We start from the raw sequence: 17,830 nt of genomic DNA, 5'->3' as shown, positions 1-17,830 counted from the left end.
GGGCCCGGCCTGCTGTGCTCCTCACCCGCGAAAGGCGCAGGCCGATGCCGTCCGGCGGCAAGAGGTCGGCGCAGGTGAACCGGGTGTGGGGGAGTACAGGTCATCCCACGTTGCCCAGGCGCGCGTCCCGCCACAGGTCGACGCCGCCGTCGGTGGCGTACTTGTCGATCTCGGCCAGTTCCTCGCTGCTGAAGTCGGGGTTCTCCAGCGCGGCGACGTTCTGCTCCAGCTGCTCGGGCCGTGAAGCGCCGATGACGAGCGAGGTGACACGTTCGTCCCGCAGGGCCCAGGCGAGTGCCATCTGGGCCAGGCTCTGACCGCGACGGGCCGCGATGTCGTTGAGGGCGCGCAGCCTGCGCAGCATGTCGTCCGACAGCCACGTGGTGTCGAAAGAGGTCCCCTGAGCCGCTCGCGAGTCCTGCGGGACCCCGTCGAGGTAACGCCCGGTCAGCAGTCCCTGGGCGAGGGCCGTGAAGCCGATGACCCCGAAGCCCTCCTGCTCCGCGGTGTCGAGCAGGCCCTCGGTCTCGACCCAGCGGTTGAGCATGCTGTACGACGGCTGGTGAATGAGCAGCGGGGTGCCCAGGTCCCGGAGGATGGCGGCCGCCTCACGGCTGCGCTCGGCGTCGTAGGAGGAGATGCCGACGTACAGGGCCTTGCCCTGTCGGACGGCGGTGTCGAGCGCCCCCATCGTCTCCTCGAGAGGAGTGTCGGCGTCGAGCCGGTGGGAGTAGAAGATGTCCACGTACTCCAGCCCCGTGCGGCGCAGCGACTGGTCGAGCGAGGCCAGTATGTACTTGCGGGAGCCGCCGCCCTGGCCGTAGGGGCCGGGCCACATGTCCCAGCCGGCCTTGGTGGAGATCACCAGCTCGTCCCGGTACGGCGCGAGGTCCTGCTTCATCAGCCGCCCGAAGTTGGTCTCCGCGGCGCCGTACGGCGGACCGTAGTTGTTCGCGAGGTCGTGGTGGGTGATGCCGAGGTCGAAGGCGCGCAGAGCGATCTCACGCTGGCTCTCGAAGGACCGGTCGTCCCCGAAGTTGTGCCAGTAGCCCAGGGACAGGACGGGCAGGTCGAGCCCCGAACGCCCGGTGCGCCGGTAGCGCATGGTGCCGTCGTAGCGGTCAGGATTCGTGACATGGCTCATCGAGTGATCTCCGGGTGGCGCGGTACGGGACGGACCCATCAGACATATCGAACCCGTTGGACCCGTCGGGGTCGCGGGGATCCGCCTGCCCACACTGCCCCTGCCTGATCCTCAAGTCCAACAGCTCTCCGCCATGGGATTCAGCGGTGCCGTTTCTGAATCGGGAGGGGCGCTGCTCCGGGGCCGGATTGACGGATTGGCGTCCGGCCTCGTTGGGCAGGGAGTCATGGAATGTCATGAGCACGACTACCTTTCCCCCACAAGGAGGTCGACCATGCACGTCCGTAAGCCGACGATCGGACTCGCCGCCGTCCTGACGGTGACCTTTTCCCTGATGGGCGGCCAGGCCGTGGCCGCCCCGTCCGCGATCGTTCCCTCCGAGGTCGTGGGCAGTGCCGTCGCCGCCCGTGTCGTCACCTACGACGCGAGCGGTTCCGCGGAGTTCAGGTCCGCCGTCGACCGCGGTGCGGCGATCTGGAACGAGAGTGTCGACGCCGTCGAACTGCGCCCTGTCGCGACCGGGCAACGCGCCAACATCCGGGTCCTGGCGGACAACGGCTGGCCTCGCGCCCTGCCCACCACACTGGGCAACGGAACCGTCTACATCGGACGCCAGGCCGTTGACCAGGGCTACAACACGATCCGCATCTCGGCCCACGAACTGGGCCACATCCTCGGCCTGCCGGACCGCAAGCCCGGCCCGTGTTCGAGCCTGATGTCCGGCTCCACCGCGGGAACGGCGTGCACGAATCCGTACCCGGACACGGTGGAGAAGGCGGAGGTCGAGGACAACTTCAGCAGTGCGCTCGCCCGGACGGGCGGAGCAGCGCGGAGCGGTGTCGTGATCGTGGACTGACGCAAACGGCGCCGGGCACGGGTGCCGGGCGGACGCCGGGGTATTCCGGCCTCCGCCCGCACCCGCGCCCGGCGACTGTCCGAGCGACCTCTCCGGCGTCAGCCCCGCCGACGCAGCTTGCTCAGGAACCCCTTGGCCTGGGCCCGTCGCCGTGGATCGGCGGAGGCACGGCGTACCTGTTCGATGGTGCGCCGCCCCTGAGGGCTCCTGGCGAACCGTTTGATCTTTTCGATCATCCCGGGCACAACTCCTCCTACGGCGAGGCCAGTGATGCGGATGCCTGCACGCCCTGTATACCCCGTCGTCGGGAAGTAAGCGCCCGACGGGCCCCGCTCACAGGATCAGCACCTGTCGGTGCCGCCTACTGCCCCGCCCGGGGAAAGCACTGTCGGACGTGTCATCTAAGCTCCCGCGCATGGGCGAGGGGGACAGCGACAGACGCGTCATCGACGGGCGGTTCCGGCTGGAGTCGCGACTCGGCGGCGGTGGGATGGGAACGGTCTGGCGGGCCACGGACCTCGTGCTGCACCGGAACGTGGCCGTCAAAGAGGTGCGGCCGCCGGACGCCGGGCTGGCCGAGTACGACCCGGACGGCGCGCGGATACTGCGGGAGCGGGTCCTGCGCGAGGCCAGGGCCCTGGCCAGGATCGACCACCCGAACGTCGTGACGATCCATCACATCGTCGACGGCGGCGAGGGCACCTACCCATGGATCGTCATGGAACTGGTCGGCGGCGGATCGCTCGCCGACCGCCTGGGCCGTGGACCGATGGACACGACCGAGACGGCCCGGCTCGGCCGCGAGGTGCTGGCCGCACTGCGCGCCGCGCACGAGGCCGGCATCCAGCACCGGGACGTCAAGCCCGCCAACGTGCTGCTGCGCCCCGACGGCCGCCCCGTGCTCACGGACTTCGGGATCGCGGCGATCCGCGAATCGACGGCTCTCACCGCCACCGGATCGATCATCGGCACGGCCGACTACATGGCGCCCGAGCGGGTCTCGGGCAACGACGGCGGAGCGGCATCGGACCTCTGGTCGTTGGCGATGATGCTGTACGCCGCGGTCGAGGGCCGGCATCCCCTGCGCCGGGGCACGACGCTGGCCACCCTCGCGGCCGTCCTCTACGAGGAGGTCCCTCCGCCGGTGAAGGCCGGGCCTCTGGCGGACGTACTGATGCGTGTGCTGGTGCGGGATCCGGCGGCACGCCCGGATGCCGAGGCCCTTGACCGGATGCTGGCCTCAGTGGTCGAGGGAGGGGCGGCCGCTGCCGTGGCCGAGGGCACCACGTCCTACCGGCTGACGCCTCCGGCAACCGTCCCGACCGCCCCGCCGTTTCCGTCCGGATCAGGCGAGTTCGGTCCACCGGCCGGGTACCCGACACCGCAGGACGCTGTTCCCCGGCTGCCCGCCGCTCCCACTGCGTACCCGGCGGCACCCGCCGGTGTCCCGACGCCCACCCGCCCGTCACGGCAGAAGCACTGGTCCAGGGTCGTCCTGTCCGCCGCGGCGACGGCGCTCGTCGGCGTCCTGGTGTGGACCCTGGTGCCGGACGGCGGGAAGTCCGGATCCTCGTCCTCCGGGAATGCCGGGGGCGCCGGCAGCGGGGCGAGAGCGACACCGTCGACCGGCAGTACGCCGACCGGTAAGTCGACGCCTGAATCGTCCGCCGATGCCTCGACGCCCACTTCCCGGCAGACGGAAAAGGGAAGCCCCACCGATCTGCTGACGCCCAACGGCATCCGCACGGCGATCAAGGCGTTCAAGAAGGAGACGGGCAGTGACCGGTTCGGCGATTTCAAGGTGTACCCCGAACACATCTCCGCCTACGTGATGGTCAAGGGCAGCCGGACTCAGTACGTCATGTATACCTACCGCGTCGACCGGGGTTTGGAGAAAGGCATCATCAAGGGTTCGCTGTCCGGGGGAAAACAGGCGTTCAGCCCGGACGAATTCGACTGGGACGCGGTCCCCGCGCTGCTGGCCGAGGCCAGGAAGAAGCTGAACGTCGACAGCCCCACGAGCCGCTACTTGCTGGTCGAGGGGCCGAACGATGTGTTCGACACGCCAGCCAGCATGGCTATGTACCTCAGCAACGACTACAGCGAGGGCGGCTATCTGAAGGCCGACATCCACGGCAAGGTGACCAAGGTGATGGCCGCCGACAGCTGAACCCGGGACCACCAGCCACGACGTACGTCGTACGCGCCGTGCGATCTCAGCGAATGCGGTACTTCTCCCAGAAGGGGCCCAGATCCTCGTCCGTCATGGACTGAGCGGCCTTCTTGAAGTCGGCGGTGGTGGATAGGCCGTACCAGTGGTCGTGGGCGTACCGCTTGAGGAGGCGTGCCATGGTGTCGGCCCCGAGGGTGTCCTCCAGGCGAGCCAGGGCGCAGGGGCCGGCCGTGTAGACGACGTGGTACTCGTTCCGGTGCTGGGCCCAGTAGTCCATCGAGTTGGTGAGCGCGGTGCTCTCACCCGGCCAGTTGTCGTCCGACCAGCAGTCGCTGGTGTCCCAGCCGTAGAAGCGCGCGTTGGCGTACTGGGCGAAGCTCTCGTCCAGCCAGGGCGCCCCGTATTCGTCGTTGCCCACGATGCCGTACCACCACTGGTGTGCCACCTCGTGGACGACGGCGCTGCCTTCCTCGGTGGTGCCGAGGAAGACCAGGCCGGGGTACTCCATGCCACCGCCGAACTCCTTGGTCATCACGAGGTCGAGCTCGCCGTACGGATAGCGGCCGAACTCCTTGCCGAACCGGTCGACGGCGGCGACGCCGTCCTTGCGGTCGAGGCTCACGCCAGCGGCCGGTGTGTTCGGCGTCCAGTACGACTTCACGCGCACGCCCCCGGGCGAGGTCTCGGTGGCCGTGCGGAACGGCCCGGCCGCCCACGCGAAGTCCCGTACCCGGTGCGCGACGCTGTGCGTGACCGTGCGCCCGGGCTTGCCGGGGCTGGTCCAAGTCCGGCCGGTCGCCGGGACCTTGAGGGCCGAAGGGTGGTCGATACGTGCCCGGAAGTCGCTCGCCAGGGCGTAGAAGCTCTCGCCGGTCGACACGTACGGATCGAGGTGCCAGCCCTTCGCGTCGTGCACGGCGAGCACCGGCAGGGCGTTGCCCAGAAAGCGGAACGCACCCTCACGGCCGAAGCGGGCGTTGCGCTCGGGCACGGTGATGGACATGTCGAAGGCGATGGCCGCCCGCTCACCGCGCGCGAGCGGCTTCGGCAGGGTGATGCGCAACGCCGTGCAGTTCACGGTGAGTTGACCGGCGGTGCCGCCGCGCACCTTGGACAGCCTGACGGGGGACGGCTCGTCGGGTGTGCCGCACTTGTCGTCTCCGTTGCCCCACAGGCGTACGTACACCTCGTGCAGGGGTCGTTCGGAGGCGTTGCGGAACGTCACCCGCTGGTGGCCCGTCCAGCGGGAGCCGTCGGCGTTGCCGCGCAGAGCCACGTCGTAGCGAAGGCGATCGGGTGTCGCGGCCTCGGACCTGCTCACCCCTGCCTCGGGTGCCGTGACGGCATCGGCATCGGCATCGGTCGTGCCCGTCGTCACGAGTAACGTGACCAGGCCAAGGAGTAGACAGCGGAAGGCTTTTGACTGCCAGGCAGGTAGCGACGACATGGGAGCGGATGATGCCACACCGGTCCGACATTCGCGCCTGCCGCCGCTGCAACTGGCAGATCCCTGCCGTCGAATGCCGGGTAACGGGCGGCGAGCGGCCAGGCGTCCGGCACCGCCGTCGCGATCCTGCCAGGCTCCTATCCGCTATCCGCCCGGAGCCAGGGGAGGGTTCTACTCGGCCCAACTCATGGTGATCCGCGACATCCTCGCCGAGTGCGAGTGCGAGTGCGTCGTGCGGCGGGACGGGGGCGACGAGTCGTGGACCTGGGCCGACGGGCCCGGAGCCGGTCCCGCCACCCGGGTGGACGTCGCCGACACCAAGCGGTGCAGAGCCGCCACCGCGCTGGAACGGTGACAGAAGAAGACCGCCTGACACCGAACGTCCGGCACCGGCAGGTGGCGGTGCCGACGGCGGAGCCCGTCGACTGGGTCATCTAGAATGACGGCCAACACGCTTGTATGCGTGAGGAGTTGAGTTCAACGCCAGGGAGAACATCCATGGGCGCCACAGAGGCCGTAGGCACAACGGAGGCGGGCTCCGAGCCGGCCGCCCGGACCGCGGGGCCGACGGTGCCACGCCTGGTGCTGGGGGCACGGCTGCGCCGGCTGCGGGAGGAACTGCACTTCTCCCGGGAGGAGGCGGGCGAGGCCATCCGCGCCTCCCAGTCCAAGATCAGCAGAATGGAGTGGGGCCGGCACGGGTTCAAGATGCGTGACGTGTCCGACCTGCTCACGCTCTACGGAGTCACGGACGAGGCCGAGCGCGCCACCTTGCTGGCTCTGGCGAAGCAGGCCAACACCCCCGGCTGGTGGCAGCCGTACAACGACGTGGTGCCGGGCTGGATGCAGGCCTACCTCGGGGCCGAACAGGCGGCGAGCCTCATCCGCGGTTTCGAGCCCCAGACCGTGCCCGACCTGCTGCAGATTCCCGACTACGCTCGCGCCACCATCCGGCTCAACTGCCCGGAGGCCTCCGCGGAGGAGATCGACCGGCGGGTCACCCTGCGCATGAAACGCCGTCAGATCCTGCACAGGCAGCGAGCGGTTCAGCTATGGGCCGTGATCGACGAGGCGGCGCTGCGTCGCCCGGTGGGCGGCACCGGCACGATGCGCGCCCAGCTCCAGCACCTCATCGAGATCTGCCGACTCCCGCAGGTCACCGTACAGATCGTGCCGTTTCTCGCCGGTGGTCACGCCGCGGCCGGCGGTCCGGTCACCATCGTGCGCCTGCCCGGCGGTCTGTTGCCCGACATGGTGTACCTGGAACAGCTCGCCAGCGCCGTCTATCCCGACAAGCCGACCGAGATCGAGTACTACTGGGGTGTCATGAACCGCCTGGTCGTCCAGGCCGATTCGCCGGACGCGACGTGCACGACCCTCCATCGCATCCTTCAGGAGACCTGACCCGAACGGATCAGGACTCGCGATGGCCGACGGAACGCGTGCCGGTCGTCGCGCCCGGCGACCGCCGCGGCGGCGTACGCCAAGTGGGCCGCCGGGCGGGGGACTTCAGCGCTTGAGAGCGACGCCTCCGTACTGATGGACTTCCGCGGGAAGGCCCAGGGCCTCGGTGTCGGGACGCCACCGCGAGCACGACGCCACGCCGGGTTCGAGCAGCTCCAGACCGTCGAAGTAGCGCTCGATCTGCTCGGGGCTGCGAAGGATGTACGGGATCGAGCCGCCCTCGTTGTACTGACGGATGGCATCGACGTAGGCGTCGCTGGTGTCGGTGCTGTCGTACTGCACGAGGAAGCTGCCCGCCGGCAGACCGTCCACCAACTGCCGCACGATCGAACGCGCTTCGTCGTGGTCCTCGATGTGGCCGAGGATGCCCATCAGCATGAGGGCGACAGGCCGGTCGAAGTCCAGCGTCTTCGCCGCTTCCCGCAGGATCGTGCTCGGATCGCGCAGATCGGCGTCGACGTAGTTGGTGACCCCCACCGAGCTGCTGACCAGCAGCGCGCGGGCGTGCGCGAGCACCAACGGGTCGTTGTCGACGTAGACGATCCGGCATTCCGGCGCCACCCGCTGGGCGATCTCATGGGTGTTGTCCACGTTCGGCAGCCCGGTGCCGATGTCCAGGAACTGCCGGATTCCCTCCTCGGCGGCCAGATGACGGACCGCGCGGGCGAGGAAGTACCGGGCGGCGCGGGCTCCGGTCTCGATCCCCGGGAATATGTCCCGGAACGCGTCACCGGCTATGCGGTCGACCTCGTAGTTGTCCTTGCCGCCCAGCCAGTAGTTCCAGATCCGGGCCGACTGCGGCACGGTGGTGTCGATCTTGGAGAGTGCCTCCTGGTCGGAGTTCTCTCGTGCATCAGTCATGGACACTCCTGTGTGTACGTATGTGTGTACGTAGTGCGAGAACCGCGAAACTGTCGCGTACCAGTCGTGGGCGACCACGCTATTCCCGGGTTTGGATCATGTAAATCCGCAGGCTCAACCTGTCCGTGCCTCGCTGGCCAATGGCTTGTTTGTGTTCTCCGGACGGGGCGTAGGCCGACATCCGTGCCGTCACTTCACGGAAAGCGCACATAAGTTCATAGGCCCTTTAGGTTTCAAGCGTTACGCTCGCCGACAGTCGAGTGGTCGATGTCGGCGCCCCACCCGCCGCGGCCCTCGCCCCCCAGAGGCACAGGAGATTCGGCGTGCGTGACGGCGACGTAGTGGTGATCGGCGGCGGCTATGCGGGCGTCCGGCTGGCGAAGCGGCTGGACGGGACGGCGCGGGTCACGCTGGTCGATCGCAAAGAGGTCTTCTTCCACCGCATCGCCTCCCTGCGCGCCGGTGTGCGTCCGGAATGGACGATGGCTCCGTTCATCCCGTACGACCGGCTGCTCGGCAACGGCCGGGTGGCCGTGGGCAAGGTGGTCCGTGTCGACACCGCCGGGCGGCAGGTGGTGCTGGCCACCGGCGAGCGCCTCCCGTACGACGTGGTGGTGATCGCCACCGGCGCCGACTATCCCGAACCGGCCCGCTTCACCGGCACCACCGTCGAGGAGGCGGCCAAGTGTTTCGCCGGACACCAGCAGAACGTGGCCACAGCGGATCATGTCCTCGTCGTCGGCGGCGGGCCCTCCGGCGTCGAACTCAGCGCCGAGATCCGCCTGGCCCGGCCCGACGCCCGGGTCACGCTCGCCCACTCCGGCCCGGCCCTGCTCCACTCCACGGGCAGCGAACGGGCCGGGCGCAAGGCCCGAGCCTGGCTGGAGTCCCACGACGTGGAGGTGCGGCTCGACTCGTTCATGTCCCCGGGCCACGACTTCGGTACGTATCGCGACGCGCGCGGGAACGTGGTGGAGGCCGACCGCTCCTTCTGGGCCACGGGCACCACCCCCAACACGCTCTGGCTGCGCCTGGCCGGACACGGTGACTGGCTGAACGCGAGCGGGCATGTGAAGGTCGACCGGATGCTCCGGGCCGAGGGCCGACTGGATGTTTTCGCGGTCGGCGACGTGAACGACGCGTGCGAGTTCAAGATCACCCCCGCCGCACTCGCCCAGGCGGACCTCGCCGCCCACAACATCCGCGCCTACCTGGGCAGTTCGGGCAAACACCGCACACAGTCCCGCTCGTACCGGCCGATCCACCGCACCCCTCTCATCGTGCCGTTCGGCCAGGCGGACGGAGTGACCATGCTGCCCGTGCTGGGCGGCGAGACCGCGGTACTCGGCGGCCGCACCACCACGTTGGCCAAGGCCAAGACCCTGATGACCCCCTACATGAGGCGCCAACTGGGGTACACCGCGGCCTGACACGCGACGCGCGACTCCCGCACACGAACGACGACGCCACCGGTGCCACCCGTCGTTCGCCCACGTATGCCCCCTGGGGTAAGGTCCCCACGTTTCCAACTACCGACTGAAGGCGAGTCGGTACGGGGAGTGCGGAAGGGGCGGCAAGACGATGGAATCCCAGTCGAGCGACGGCGGATCCGTGGACCTGGACGACACACCGCTGGAGGCGATGACTCCCGAACCGCTGCTTACTCGGGACTACGAGACACGCCCCTCACTGGTGTACGAACGGCTGAGGCAGCGCCACGGCCCGGTCGCGCCGGTCGATCTCCTGGGCGTACCCGCCTGGTTGGTCCTCGGCTACCGGGAGGCACTCGATGTGCTCCAGGACGACGACGGATGGCCGAAGGGCCTGGAGAACTGGCGGGCCCGCTCGGAGGGCCGCGTGCCGTCCGACTGGCCGCTCGGGCCGTCCCTGGAGGTCAACCACGTACTGATCCAGGGCGGTCCCGGATACCCGCAGTTGCGTGCGGCGTGGGACACGGCTCTCAGGCCGTTCCAGGACGCGCGCCATCCCCAGGCGAAGAAGCTCAAGACGGCCGTCACCGCCTACGCCGACGAGCTGATCACCCTGGTGGGACAGGCCGGTGGAACGGGCCTCGCGGACCTGTCCGCCCAGTTCTCCCGGCCCCTGCCGCTGATGGTGGCAAGTCACCTGCTCGGCTTCCCCGGTTCACAGGGCGACGACGCCCTGATGGACATGTGGCGGGTCCTGGACGCCGGTCCGGACGCGGAGCCCGCCCTGGAGCGCCTGTTGGCGACGCTGGCCGAACTGGCCGCGATGAAGCTGAGGACGCCGGGCGACGACTTCCCCTCGCACCTGCTGGCCGCACACCCGGACCTCTCGCTCGACGAGCTGGCCCGTGAGCTGTTCATGCTGCTGGGCATGACGTCCGACCACGTCGGCATCCTCATCTCCAACACCGTGGTCGAGGTCCTCTCGGGTGACGGCGGCGCGCGTGACAGCCTGTCCGCCGGGATGGTCAGGGAGACCATGAACCGGGTGGTCATGCGCAAGCCTCCGCTGGTGAACTTCGTGCCGCGCTTCGCAACCAAGGACACCCCGCTCGGGAACTACACGATCCGCGCGGGCGACCCGGTCTGGGTCTCCTCCTCGGCGGCGCACGCCGACCCGCTCTTCGCCGACAGCGTGGCGAAGAGCACCACCGTCAGCTCCCGGGCGCACCTGTCCTGGGGCGCCGGCCGCCGCCAGTGCCCGGCGCGCGAACTCGCCTCCACGGTCGCGGCGGTCGGCGTGAGCCGCCTGTTCGAGCGGTTCTCCCACCTCGACCTCGCACTCCCCGTCGACCAACTCCCGTGGCGCTCCTCGCCCTTCATGCGGGGCCTGCGCTCGCTTCCCGTACGGTACGAACTCGCCTCGGTGCCCGAGCAGCCCCCGGCGCACGACCCGGCGGCGGAACCGGCCGAGACGGAGCTGCCGGACCAGTCCGCCCGACAGCGCTCATCACTGTGGCGCTATCTGACGAGCCTGATCCGCACCGGCCGCTGACACCGGGATCGGGACGCGCGTGACGGCCTCACCCCAGCTCCCGCACCGCGCGCCCCATCCTGTCCAGCGCCTCGCGCAGGACGGCCGGTGACGCGGCGAAGTTGAGGCGTACGCATCCCGCGCCGCCGGTGCCGAAGACGTGACCGGAGCTGAGGGCGACGCGGGCTTCGTCGAGGAACATCTTCGCCGGTCCGGCAAGGTCGGCCACGACACCGGGGCCGTTGTCCCGGTGTTCGTCGTGCAGTCCCAGCCGTGTGCAGTCCAGCCAGGCCAAGTAGGTGCCCTGGGGCGGCAGATACCGGATGCCGGGGAGGTGCTCCCCGATGAGCTGCCCGAGCAGGGTTCGGTTCGCGTCGAGCCCGCCCAGCAGTTCGTCGAGCCAGTCCCCGCCTTCCTGGAGCGCGGCCGTGTGGGCGAGGACCCCAAGGTGACTTGGCCCGTGACCGACTTCCTCGGGCATCCGGCGGAGGTCGTCGGCAGCCTCCTCGCCCGCGATGGCCAGGGCGGCTTTGAGCCCGGCCAGGTTCCACGCCTTGGAGGCGGACATCAGGGCGAAGCCGTTCTCGGACCCGGACACGCTGAGGAACGGCGTGAACGTGGCGCCCGGCAGTACGAGCGGGGCGTGGATCTCGTCGGAGACCACGCGGACACCGTGCCGACGGGCGAGCGCCGCGACGGCTTCGAGTTCCTGGCGGGTGTGCACGACACCGCTCGGGTTGTGCGGGTTGCACAGCAGGAACGCCGGACATCGGCCGTGCCGCCGCGCCCGTACGAACGCGTCCTCCAATGCACCGAGGTCGATACGCAGGTCGGGGCCCAGGGGAGCCTCGATCACCTCGCGGGCGTCGTGGCCGACGAAAGCGTAGAACGGCGGGTAGACGGGGGAGCACACGACGACGGCGTCGCCCGGGTCGGTGATGAGACGGAGCACCTCGACGATGCCCAACATGACGTCGGGCACGATGGCCGTGTTCCCGACGCGAAGTCCGCCCCACTGCCAGCGGTCGGCGGCGAAGGCGGCCAGGGCCTCGGCGTAGGCGGTTCCACAGGGGTATCCGGTGTCGCCGAGGCCGATGGCCCTGTGCAGCGTGTCGGCGACGCAGGGCGCCAGCGGAACGTCCATCTCCGCCACCCACAGGGGCAGTACGTCCTCGGGATGGGCGCGCCACTTCATGCTGGTACGCCTTCTCAACTGCCGCAGGGACATCTGCACGAGCGGATCGGTCCGCCTGGTTTCGGCGTCCTCGGATGCCGCCTGCTTCGTGGTTTCGGTCACGCGATCCTCCAACGTCCGGGCGGTGCGGGCCTGTAGGCGGTGGCTGCCGCGTGTACAGAGGCCTTGACCTTCCTGGCAGCCTATGGACGGCCAGGAAGATCAGGAAGATGATGCCGCCTGCTCGGCGGTTTCAGGACCCCTCCCCACGCCGCACGCAAAGCTTCCGGCGCATGTCCCCGAGCCTCGAAGGACACCGTGTCAGCCCTGTGGCGATCGTGCTCGCGACGCTGTACGCGCTGGTCGGCTGTTCCTCGTCCACCCCCTCGCCCTCGAAGACGTCGTCCGCCACGCCGCGAACGAGCCAGGAGCGGAGGTGATCGAGGTGGCCGGCTATTCCACGATATGACGGGACTGCCTGAGCACGATGAGAACGTGCCGCCGATTCAGGCTCCGTGCCCGTGTTCCCGGGCCGACGCGATACCCGCCTGTACCGCTTCCAGCAGGGCTTCCAGGCCCTGCGCCCGCTGCCATTCCTCGGCCGAGTGGTGCCATGTGTGCTGCGTCGCCGGGGCTTCGGGCGGACCGGCGACGATTTCGACGGTCCGCCTCCCCTTCCGGTCGGGGCCCGTGACCCGCAGGTCCATGTTCCGGATGTGGAACCGCTTCGGATAGCTGCCGAAGACCTCCAGGATCCGGCCGTCGAACGTGTAGAACTCTCTGCCTGCCCTGGCCGTGGTCTCGTCGGTCATGGAGTGACGCTACACACGGGCACCCGCGGCTGTCAGGCCTCGTCCGCCAGCAGGGTCCGGGTTCGAGACTCCGTGGAACACCAGGAAGTTCATCAGGGGCCAGAGGACGTCGGCCCGCCTCGGCACCCGGATCTCCCGACCGCCGGGAGGGACGGCCGTGGCCGTGGTGACACCGCGAGGAGGCTGTGCGGCTCCAGCCGGCTCGACGGTCTCTCCGGCGAACGGCCGTACGAGGCCCGCCGTTGATGACGGAGTCCGGGCCCGGAACCGCGTTCTGCTCGTCGGTATGTCGGGTCGGACAGGTCGGACAGTGGTGTCGCGCAAGCGGTCGTCTCACTTGACCGGTGACGGCACGTGTCACGCCTGGACGGTGGGGCGGACGTTGATCTCGCCGATCTCGACGTCGGCGGGCTGCTCGATGGCGAAGGCCACCGCGCGGGCGACCGCCGCCGGAGAGATGCCCATCGCGTCCATGCTCCTGCGTGTCTGCTCACGGATGTGCGGGTCCGCCATGGAGTCGGCGAGATCGGTGCGGACGTATCCCGGCGAGATGGCTGTCGTGCGCACCACGCCGTCGGTGGACTCCGCGCGCAGCCCCTCGTGGACGGTGCGCACCGCGTTCTTGGTCGCGGCGTAGACCGCCATCAAGGGGGACACGGACAGGCCGGCCACGGAGACGATGCTCACCAGATGGCCCGACCCCTGCTCGCGGAAGGCGGGCAGCACGGCGGCGATGCCGTTGAGCGTGCCGCGAAGGTTGACATCGATCATGGCCGACCAGCCCTCGGTGTCGAGGTCGGCCATCGGGCCGATCGGGGCGATGCCGGCGTTGTTCACCAGTACGTCGATACGGCCGTACTCGTCGATGGCGGTGGAGACCAGGCGCCGCAGGTCCTCGGCCTTGGTGACGTCGACGACGCACGAGGTGGCGTGGCCCCCCTGCTCGCGGATGTCCTGCGCTATGGCGTCGATGCGTTCGCTCCGGCGTGCCGAGAGGACGACCGCCGCGCCGCGCTGGGCGAGCAGCCGGGCCGTGGCTTCGCCGATGCCGCCACTCGCTCCGGTGATGGCGACGATCTTGCCGTGAAGAGAGAGCACTACTGCCTCCAAGTAAAGTGGACACGTGTCCGCTACGTGGTTCAGCTTACCGGACACGTGTCCACTTGCCGCAGGCGGAACATCGGGAGAGGTCTATGAGTGCGTCGGCACGCCGTCCGGACGCGGAGCGGAACCGGACCCGCATCGTCGAGGCCGCCCGTGCGGCCCTCGCCGAGTCCAGCCACGTCCACCTCAACGAGATCGCCAAGCGCGCCGGTGTGGGACAGGGAACGCTCTACCGGAACTTCCCCAACCGTGAGGCGCTCCTCACCGAGGTCTACCGTCGCGACGTCGAGGAACTCGTGACCGCCTCCTCCGCCCTGCTGGCGGACCACGAGCCCGTGGAGGCCCTGAGTCGCTGGCTCGACCGAGTGATCGACTACGCCGAGATCAAGCACGGCGTCCTGGCGGCGCTGGAGCCGGCCGCGTGGCAGGACCTCGTCGCCCACAGCCAGAACCCCATCGAAGGTGCCCTCGGCCACCTGCTGGACGCCGGAAAAGCGGCCGGTTCCATCCGCACGGACGTGGACGCCCCCGGGGTCCTCCTGCTCATCGCCTACCTCGGCCGACTGGACCGGGGCGAATGGGAGTCGAAGGCACGGCCGCTGATGAACGTCATCCTCGACGGCCTGCGCCGACGGGACGCGGATGGGTGAGGCAGGGGGAGAGGGAGGGGCAGGGGGAGTTGACTCCCCAAGGGGCTCGCGGGGGTCTCACACCCGCACGGCAGACCCACGTTCGCTCATCTGCGGGGCACACAGCACCCGCTTCTTCCGCACGCGCTTGCCCTCGATCGCCGCGACCGTCAGCCGTGCCGCCTCCGCCGCGATCTGGGTCAGCCCCCAGTCCACGGTGGTCAGCGGTGGGGTGAGCACCCGTGACACCGGATGGTTGTCGAAGCCGACCACGGAGACGTCCCGGCCGACCTCCAGCGAGGCGTCCGCGGCGGCGGCGTACACCCCGTACGCCAGCGAGTCGGAGAAACAGAACACGGCCGTCGCGGGGCGGGCCCCCTCCAGGACGCCGCGTGCCACCGTTGTCGCCTCGCCCAACTCCTGCGGGCAGGGGACCAGTTCGGCTTGGAGGCCGAGGCGGTCGGCGGCCTCGCGGACATACACGTCGGCGGGCCGGTCCGGGGTGCTCGGGCGGGTCGGGGTCAGCACGGTCACCCGGCGGTGGCCGAGGCCGTGCAGATACTCCAGTACGGCGTCGATGCCGGCCCGGTTGTCGAAGATGACCTGGCCGGCCGTGCGGGCGCGGCTCAGCGAATCGCCGACGGCGACCACCGGCAGCGAGTCGGCGATCGTGGCCCAGCCCTTCGCGGACGGGTTCACCGGAGACACCAGCAGCGCGTCGACCCGCTGGTCGCGCAGCTGCTTGGCGAGAGCCAGTTCACGGTCGGGGTCGCCACCCGCGTCGAGGATCAGCGCGTAACGGTCGCCGGCCAGCAGCTCCCGGCCGATGGCCGCCATCAGCTGCTGCTGCCACAGGTCCTGGAGGTCACCCGCGAGGACGCCGACCATGCTGGTTCGGCCGCTGACCAGTGCGCGGGCGATGGGATCGGCCTCGTAGCCGAGTTCGGCCGCGGCCTGGCGCACCCGTTCCTCAGTCTCCTTGGAGACGTGTTTGCCGCGCAGGGCGTAGGAGACGGCGGCGGTGGAGAGGCCCGTGGCCTCGGCCACCTCCCGGAGGGTGGTGCGCTTGCTGGGCCTGGCCATGCCCGGAAGCCTACCGGGACGCGTCCGCATTGTGGGCACACGGCCCGCCGACGCCGCCACGGACCCGCCGGCACTCCGGCGTCGCACGGTGGGCGGGGCCCGCCTCCGCGCCGCCCCCACCGCTTGACACAGCCGCTTGTTAATCGCTTAAGTTAATCGCATCAGTGAAACGCTTAACAAAGGTAGACCACTTCTTCTTCACCTTGCCAGCCATGAGGACCGCCGAGTGCCCACCGACGTCCACCAGCACATCTGGCCACCCGCCTTCATCGAGTTGCTGCGCTCCCGCACCGCACCGCCGCACCTCGACGGCTGGACCCTGCACTCGGGCAGCGAACCGCCCTACGAGGTCGACCCGGCCGACCACGACATCGCAGCCCGTACGCGTCTTGCTGTAACCGACGGTCTCGGCCTGGCCCTGGTGTCCCTCTCCAGCCCCCTCGGCATCGAGTACCTGCCGCCCGCCGAGGCCGCCCCGCTGCTGGCGGCGTTCCACGACGGCGCCCTCGCGCTGCCGGCCCCCTTCGGCGTCTGGGCCTCTCCCTGCCTGTCGGCACCGGACCCCGAGGCTGTCGAACGCGAACTCCGGCGCGGCTGCGCGGGCCTCCAACTGCCCGCCACAGCCCTCCTCGACGCGGCCGGCTGGACCCGGTGCGCCCCCTTCCTCGACGTCCTCACCCGCCACGGCAAACCCCTCTTCATCCACCCGGGCGCGGTCCGGCCCACGCCCGACGCCCCTCCGTGGTGGCCGGCCCTGGTCCCGTACGTGTCCCAGATGCACGCGTCCTGGTTCGCCTTCCGTGCCTTCGGCCGCGCCCGCCACCCCCGCCTGCGCGTCTGCTTCGCCGCCCTCGCGGGCCTCGCCCCGCTCCACGGTGAACGGCTCGCGATCCGCGGCGGCGGTCGGGGCCAGGTCGACTTCGACGCGTTCTACGAGACCTCCTCCTACGGAACTCGCGCCGTGGACGCGGTCGTTCGTGCCGTCGGCATCGACGTGGTCGTCGGCGGCAGCGACCGACCGTACGCGCCTCCCGTCATCCCCGACCTCGGCGCGGCCGCCGCCGTCCACGCCCTGCGCACCACCAACCCCGCCCGCCTCCTGTACGGCCGCGCCCGAGCCGTGTCCCCGTGGCGGACCCGACCCGAAGGGAGCCACTCATGACGTACGAGTCCCTGCCCGACCGCACCCTCGACAAGTGCGAACTCCAAGCCCTCGTCGACGACCTCGCCACCCGCCCCGACCTCTGGCGCGAACAGGTCGCCTTCTCCGACGAACAGCGGCACTACGCGTCCTTGTACCGCGACGAATACGTCGACGTCTGGCTGCTCTGCTGGACCCGGCAGAACGACACCGGCTGGCACGACCACGACATCTCCTCCGGTGCCGTCGGCATCGTCCAGGGCGCGCTCCACGAGTCCAACCCGCGCATCGGCGGCAGCCACCTGTCCGTCACCGTCGCCACCGGCGAGTCCTTCTGCTTCGGCCCCGAGCACATCCACCGGCTCACCGGCGCCACCGACGACGCCGTCTCGATCCACGCCTACTCGCCACCGCTGTGGCGCCTCGGCCAGTACGACATCACAGAGGACGGCCTGATGCGCCGCATCTCCGTCTCGTACGCGGACGAACTGCGCCCACTGGACACCCCGGCCGCCTGAGGCGGATCGGCTCGACCAGCCACCCCTCAACCGGTACCGGGTGGTTCATTCTTCGGTCGGCACGCAGAGGACCGGGACGTTCGACAGGTGGAGCAGTTTGTGGGGAGTGGAGCCCAGCAGGGCGCCGCGCATCGGGCTCTCTGCCCAGCTGCCCACCACGATGAATCGCGCCCCGTGGCGTGACGCGGCGTCGATCAGTGCCTGGGCCGGCTTCTGGTCGATGATTTCGACGGTTGTCCGTACGTCGGCCTCGTCGGCCACCCTGACTGCGTGGTCGAGTGCGACGCGTCCGGCCTCGCGGACGGCCTCGCGGTGGGCCCCGTACTCCTCGCCGAGGGTTCCCGGAGCCGCGGCGCCGTAGACCAGCACGAGCGGCTCGTCGAACGCGGCGGACACCTCGATCGCGACGCGCAGCGCGCGTGCCGCGCCCGGCGACTCGTCGTATCCGAGGACAACCGACATG

The 17,830-nt window shown here is 69.9% G+C and carries 18 protein-coding genes; 9 read left to right on the top strand and 9 right to left on the bottom strand.

From position 1 onward, the window contains the following. Positions 1–100: 100 nt before the first annotated feature. On the bottom strand, positions 101–1,144 hold the full coding sequence (gene mgrA / locus ACH4YP_RS37455; protein WP_398495400.1) for an L-glyceraldehyde 3-phosphate reductase: 1,044 nt from the start codon (positions 1,142–1,144) through the stop codon (positions 101–103). A gap of 274 nt (positions 1,145–1,418) precedes the next feature. Here mgrA and ACH4YP_RS37450 point away from each other — a divergent pair, with 274 nt between their 5' ends. After that, positions 1,419–2,000 (top strand): snapalysin family zinc-dependent metalloprotease, encoded by a 582-nt coding sequence (locus tag ACH4YP_RS37450; protein WP_361057625.1) that lies wholly within the window; start codon positions 1,419–1,421, stop codon positions 1,998–2,000. 98 nt (positions 2,001–2,098) lie between these two features. Here ACH4YP_RS37450 and ACH4YP_RS37445 read toward each other — a convergent pair whose 3' ends face one another. Next, on the bottom strand, positions 2,099–2,236 hold the full coding sequence (locus ACH4YP_RS37445; RefSeq protein WP_169801986.1) for a hypothetical protein: 138 nt from the start codon (positions 2,234–2,236) through the stop codon (positions 2,099–2,101). A gap of 179 nt (positions 2,237–2,415) precedes the next feature. Between ACH4YP_RS37445 and ACH4YP_RS37440 the strand changes: the two genes are divergently transcribed. Continuing rightward, on the top strand, positions 2,416–4,170 hold the full coding sequence (locus ACH4YP_RS37440) for a serine/threonine-protein kinase (RefSeq protein ID WP_398495398.1): 1,755 nt from the start codon (positions 2,416–2,418) through the stop codon (positions 4,168–4,170). A gap of 46 nt (positions 4,171–4,216) precedes the next feature. On the opposite strand, the gene ACH4YP_RS37435 is transcribed toward ACH4YP_RS37440, so the two are convergent. Continuing rightward, entirely contained in the window at positions 4,217–5,620 is a 1,404-nt protein-coding gene (locus ACH4YP_RS37435) for a M1 family metallopeptidase (protein ID WP_398495397.1), read from the bottom strand. 187 nt (positions 5,621–5,807) lie between these two features. On the opposite strand from ACH4YP_RS37435, the gene ACH4YP_RS37430 reads away from it, so the two are divergent. Both ACH4YP_RS37430 and ACH4YP_RS37425 read left to right on the top strand, forming a co-directional pair. Beyond that, positions 5,808–5,975: a hypothetical protein gene (locus ACH4YP_RS37430; protein ID WP_398495395.1), complete on the top strand. Its 168-nt coding sequence runs from the start codon at positions 5,808–5,810 to the stop codon at positions 5,973–5,975. Between the two features lie 143 nt (positions 5,976–6,118). After that, positions 6,119–7,024, top strand: a complete 906-nt coding sequence (locus ACH4YP_RS37425; RefSeq protein ID WP_398495393.1) for a helix-turn-helix domain-containing protein — start codon at positions 6,119–6,121, stop codon at positions 7,022–7,024. A 105-nt stretch (positions 7,025–7,129) separates the two neighbouring features. On the opposite strand, the gene ACH4YP_RS37420 is transcribed toward ACH4YP_RS37425, so the two are convergent. Next, positions 7,130–7,945 carry an SAM-dependent methyltransferase gene (locus ACH4YP_RS37420; protein WP_398495391.1) on the bottom strand — a complete coding sequence of 272 codons (816 nt, stop codon included), beginning with the start codon at positions 7,943–7,945 and terminating at the stop codon, positions 7,130–7,132. Between the two features lie 323 nt (positions 7,946–8,268). Here ACH4YP_RS37420 and ACH4YP_RS37415 point away from each other — a divergent pair, with 323 nt between their 5' ends. Beyond that, positions 8,269–9,375 carry an FAD-dependent oxidoreductase gene (locus ACH4YP_RS37415; protein WP_361057614.1) on the top strand — a complete coding sequence of 369 codons (1,107 nt, stop codon included), beginning with the start codon at positions 8,269–8,271 and terminating at the stop codon, positions 9,373–9,375. Positions 9,376–9,526: 151 nt separating this feature from the next. Next, positions 9,527–10,927, top strand: a complete 1,401-nt coding sequence (locus ACH4YP_RS37410; protein WP_398495389.1) for a cytochrome P450 — start codon at positions 9,527–9,529, stop codon at positions 10,925–10,927. Positions 10,928–10,955: 28 nt separating this feature from the next. On the opposite strand, the gene ACH4YP_RS37405 is transcribed toward ACH4YP_RS37410, so the two are convergent. The 3 genes from ACH4YP_RS37405 to ACH4YP_RS37395 form a co-directional block, all read right to left on the bottom strand. Next, complete coding sequence (locus ACH4YP_RS37405) at positions 10,956–12,134, bottom strand: MalY/PatB family protein (protein WP_398495459.1); 1,179 nt, start codon at positions 12,132–12,134, stop codon at positions 10,956–10,958. A 452-nt stretch (positions 12,135–12,586) separates the two neighbouring features. Then, positions 12,587–12,892, bottom strand: a complete 306-nt coding sequence (locus tag ACH4YP_RS37400; protein ID WP_398495387.1) for a hypothetical protein — start codon at positions 12,890–12,892, stop codon at positions 12,587–12,589. A gap of 357 nt (positions 12,893–13,249) precedes the next feature. Further along, the gene (locus ACH4YP_RS37395; protein WP_398495385.1) at positions 13,250–13,990 is read right to left on the bottom strand and encodes an SDR family oxidoreductase; all 741 of its coding nucleotides are present in this window, start codon (positions 13,988–13,990) and stop codon (positions 13,250–13,252) included. 95 nt (positions 13,991–14,085) lie between these two features. On the opposite strand from ACH4YP_RS37395, the gene ACH4YP_RS37390 reads away from it, so the two are divergent. Then, positions 14,086–14,646, top strand: a complete 561-nt coding sequence (locus ACH4YP_RS37390) for a TetR/AcrR family transcriptional regulator (protein WP_361057606.1) — start codon at positions 14,086–14,088, stop codon at positions 14,644–14,646. A gap of 57 nt (positions 14,647–14,703) precedes the next feature. On the opposite strand, the gene ACH4YP_RS37385 is transcribed toward ACH4YP_RS37390, so the two are convergent. After that, positions 14,704–15,708, bottom strand: coding sequence for a LacI family DNA-binding transcriptional regulator (locus tag ACH4YP_RS37385; protein ID WP_361057604.1), 1,005 nt, complete (start codon positions 15,706–15,708; stop codon positions 14,704–14,706). Between the two features lie 226 nt (positions 15,709–15,934). Here ACH4YP_RS37385 and ACH4YP_RS37380 point away from each other — a divergent pair, with 226 nt between their 5' ends. Continuing rightward, entirely contained in the window at positions 15,935–16,870 is a 936-nt protein-coding gene (locus ACH4YP_RS37380) for an amidohydrolase (protein WP_398495383.1), read from the top strand. Next, entirely contained in the window at positions 16,867–17,367 is a 501-nt protein-coding gene (locus tag ACH4YP_RS37375; RefSeq protein ID WP_398495381.1) for a cysteine dioxygenase, read from the top strand. The genes ACH4YP_RS37380 and ACH4YP_RS37375 overlap by 4 nt, the downstream gene beginning before the upstream one ends. A gap of 45 nt (positions 17,368–17,412) precedes the next feature. Here ACH4YP_RS37375 and ACH4YP_RS37370 read toward each other — a convergent pair whose 3' ends face one another. Continuing rightward, a complete protein-coding gene (locus ACH4YP_RS37370; RefSeq protein ID WP_361057600.1) occupies positions 17,413–17,829 on the bottom strand; it encodes a universal stress protein in 417 nt (138 codons plus the stop codon). Between the last annotated feature and the right edge of the window lies 1 nt (position 17,830).

This window comes from Streptomyces sp. NPDC020747, from assembly GCF_044334695.1.
GTDB lineage: Bacteria > Actinomycetota > Actinomycetes > Streptomycetales > Streptomycetaceae > Streptomyces.
The sequence above is the reverse complement of the archived record's forward strand: the minus strand, read 5'-3'. Positions and strand labels throughout refer to the sequence as shown.

What these genes read in the sequence shown, in the direction of transcription:
- ACH4YP_RS37405 (WP_398495459.1), bottom strand. Translation starts at nt 12,134, where the DNA reads ATGTCCCTGCGGCAGTTGAGAAGGCGTACCAGCATGAAGTGGCGCGCC.
- ACH4YP_RS37430 (WP_398495395.1), top strand. Translation starts at nt 5,808, where the DNA reads ATGGTGATCCGCGACATCCTCGCCGAGTGCGAGTGCGAGTGCGTCGTG.
- ACH4YP_RS37440 (WP_398495398.1), top strand. Translation starts at nt 2,416, where the DNA reads ATGGGCGAGGGGGACAGCGACAGACGCGTCATCGACGGGCGGTTCCGG.
- mgrA (WP_398495400.1), bottom strand. Translation starts at nt 1,144, where the DNA reads ATGAGCCATGTCACGAATCCTGACCGCTACGACGGCACCATGCGCTAC.
- ACH4YP_RS37445 (WP_169801986.1), bottom strand. Translation starts at nt 2,236, where the DNA reads ATGATCGAAAAGATCAAACGGTTCGCCAGGAGCCCTCAGGGGCGGCGC.
- ACH4YP_RS37425 (WP_398495393.1), top strand. Translation starts at nt 6,119, where the DNA reads ATGGGCGCCACAGAGGCCGTAGGCACAACGGAGGCGGGCTCCGAGCCG.
- ACH4YP_RS37385 (WP_361057604.1), bottom strand. Translation starts at nt 15,708, where the DNA reads ATGGCCAGGCCCAGCAAGCGCACCACCCTCCGGGAGGTGGCCGAGGCC.
- ACH4YP_RS37435 (WP_398495397.1), bottom strand. Translation starts at nt 5,620, where the DNA reads ATGTCGTCGCTACCTGCCTGGCAGTCAAAAGCCTTCCGCTGTCTACTC.
- ACH4YP_RS37375 (WP_398495381.1), top strand. Translation starts at nt 16,867, where the DNA reads ATGACGTACGAGTCCCTGCCCGACCGCACCCTCGACAAGTGCGAACTC.
- ACH4YP_RS37410 (WP_398495389.1), top strand. Translation starts at nt 9,527, where the DNA reads ATGGAATCCCAGTCGAGCGACGGCGGATCCGTGGACCTGGACGACACA.
- ACH4YP_RS37420 (WP_398495391.1), bottom strand. Translation starts at nt 7,945, where the DNA reads ATGACTGATGCACGAGAGAACTCCGACCAGGAGGCACTCTCCAAGATC.
- ACH4YP_RS37450 (WP_361057625.1), top strand. Translation starts at nt 1,419, where the DNA reads ATGCACGTCCGTAAGCCGACGATCGGACTCGCCGCCGTCCTGACGGTG.
- ACH4YP_RS37370 (WP_361057600.1), bottom strand. Translation starts at nt 17,829, where the DNA reads ATGTCGGTTGTCCTCGGATACGACGAGTCGCCGGGCGCGGCACGCGCG.
- ACH4YP_RS37400 (WP_398495387.1), bottom strand. Translation starts at nt 12,892, where the DNA reads ATGACCGACGAGACCACGGCCAGGGCAGGCAGAGAGTTCTACACGTTC.
- ACH4YP_RS37390 (WP_361057606.1), top strand. Translation starts at nt 14,086, where the DNA reads ATGAGTGCGTCGGCACGCCGTCCGGACGCGGAGCGGAACCGGACCCGC.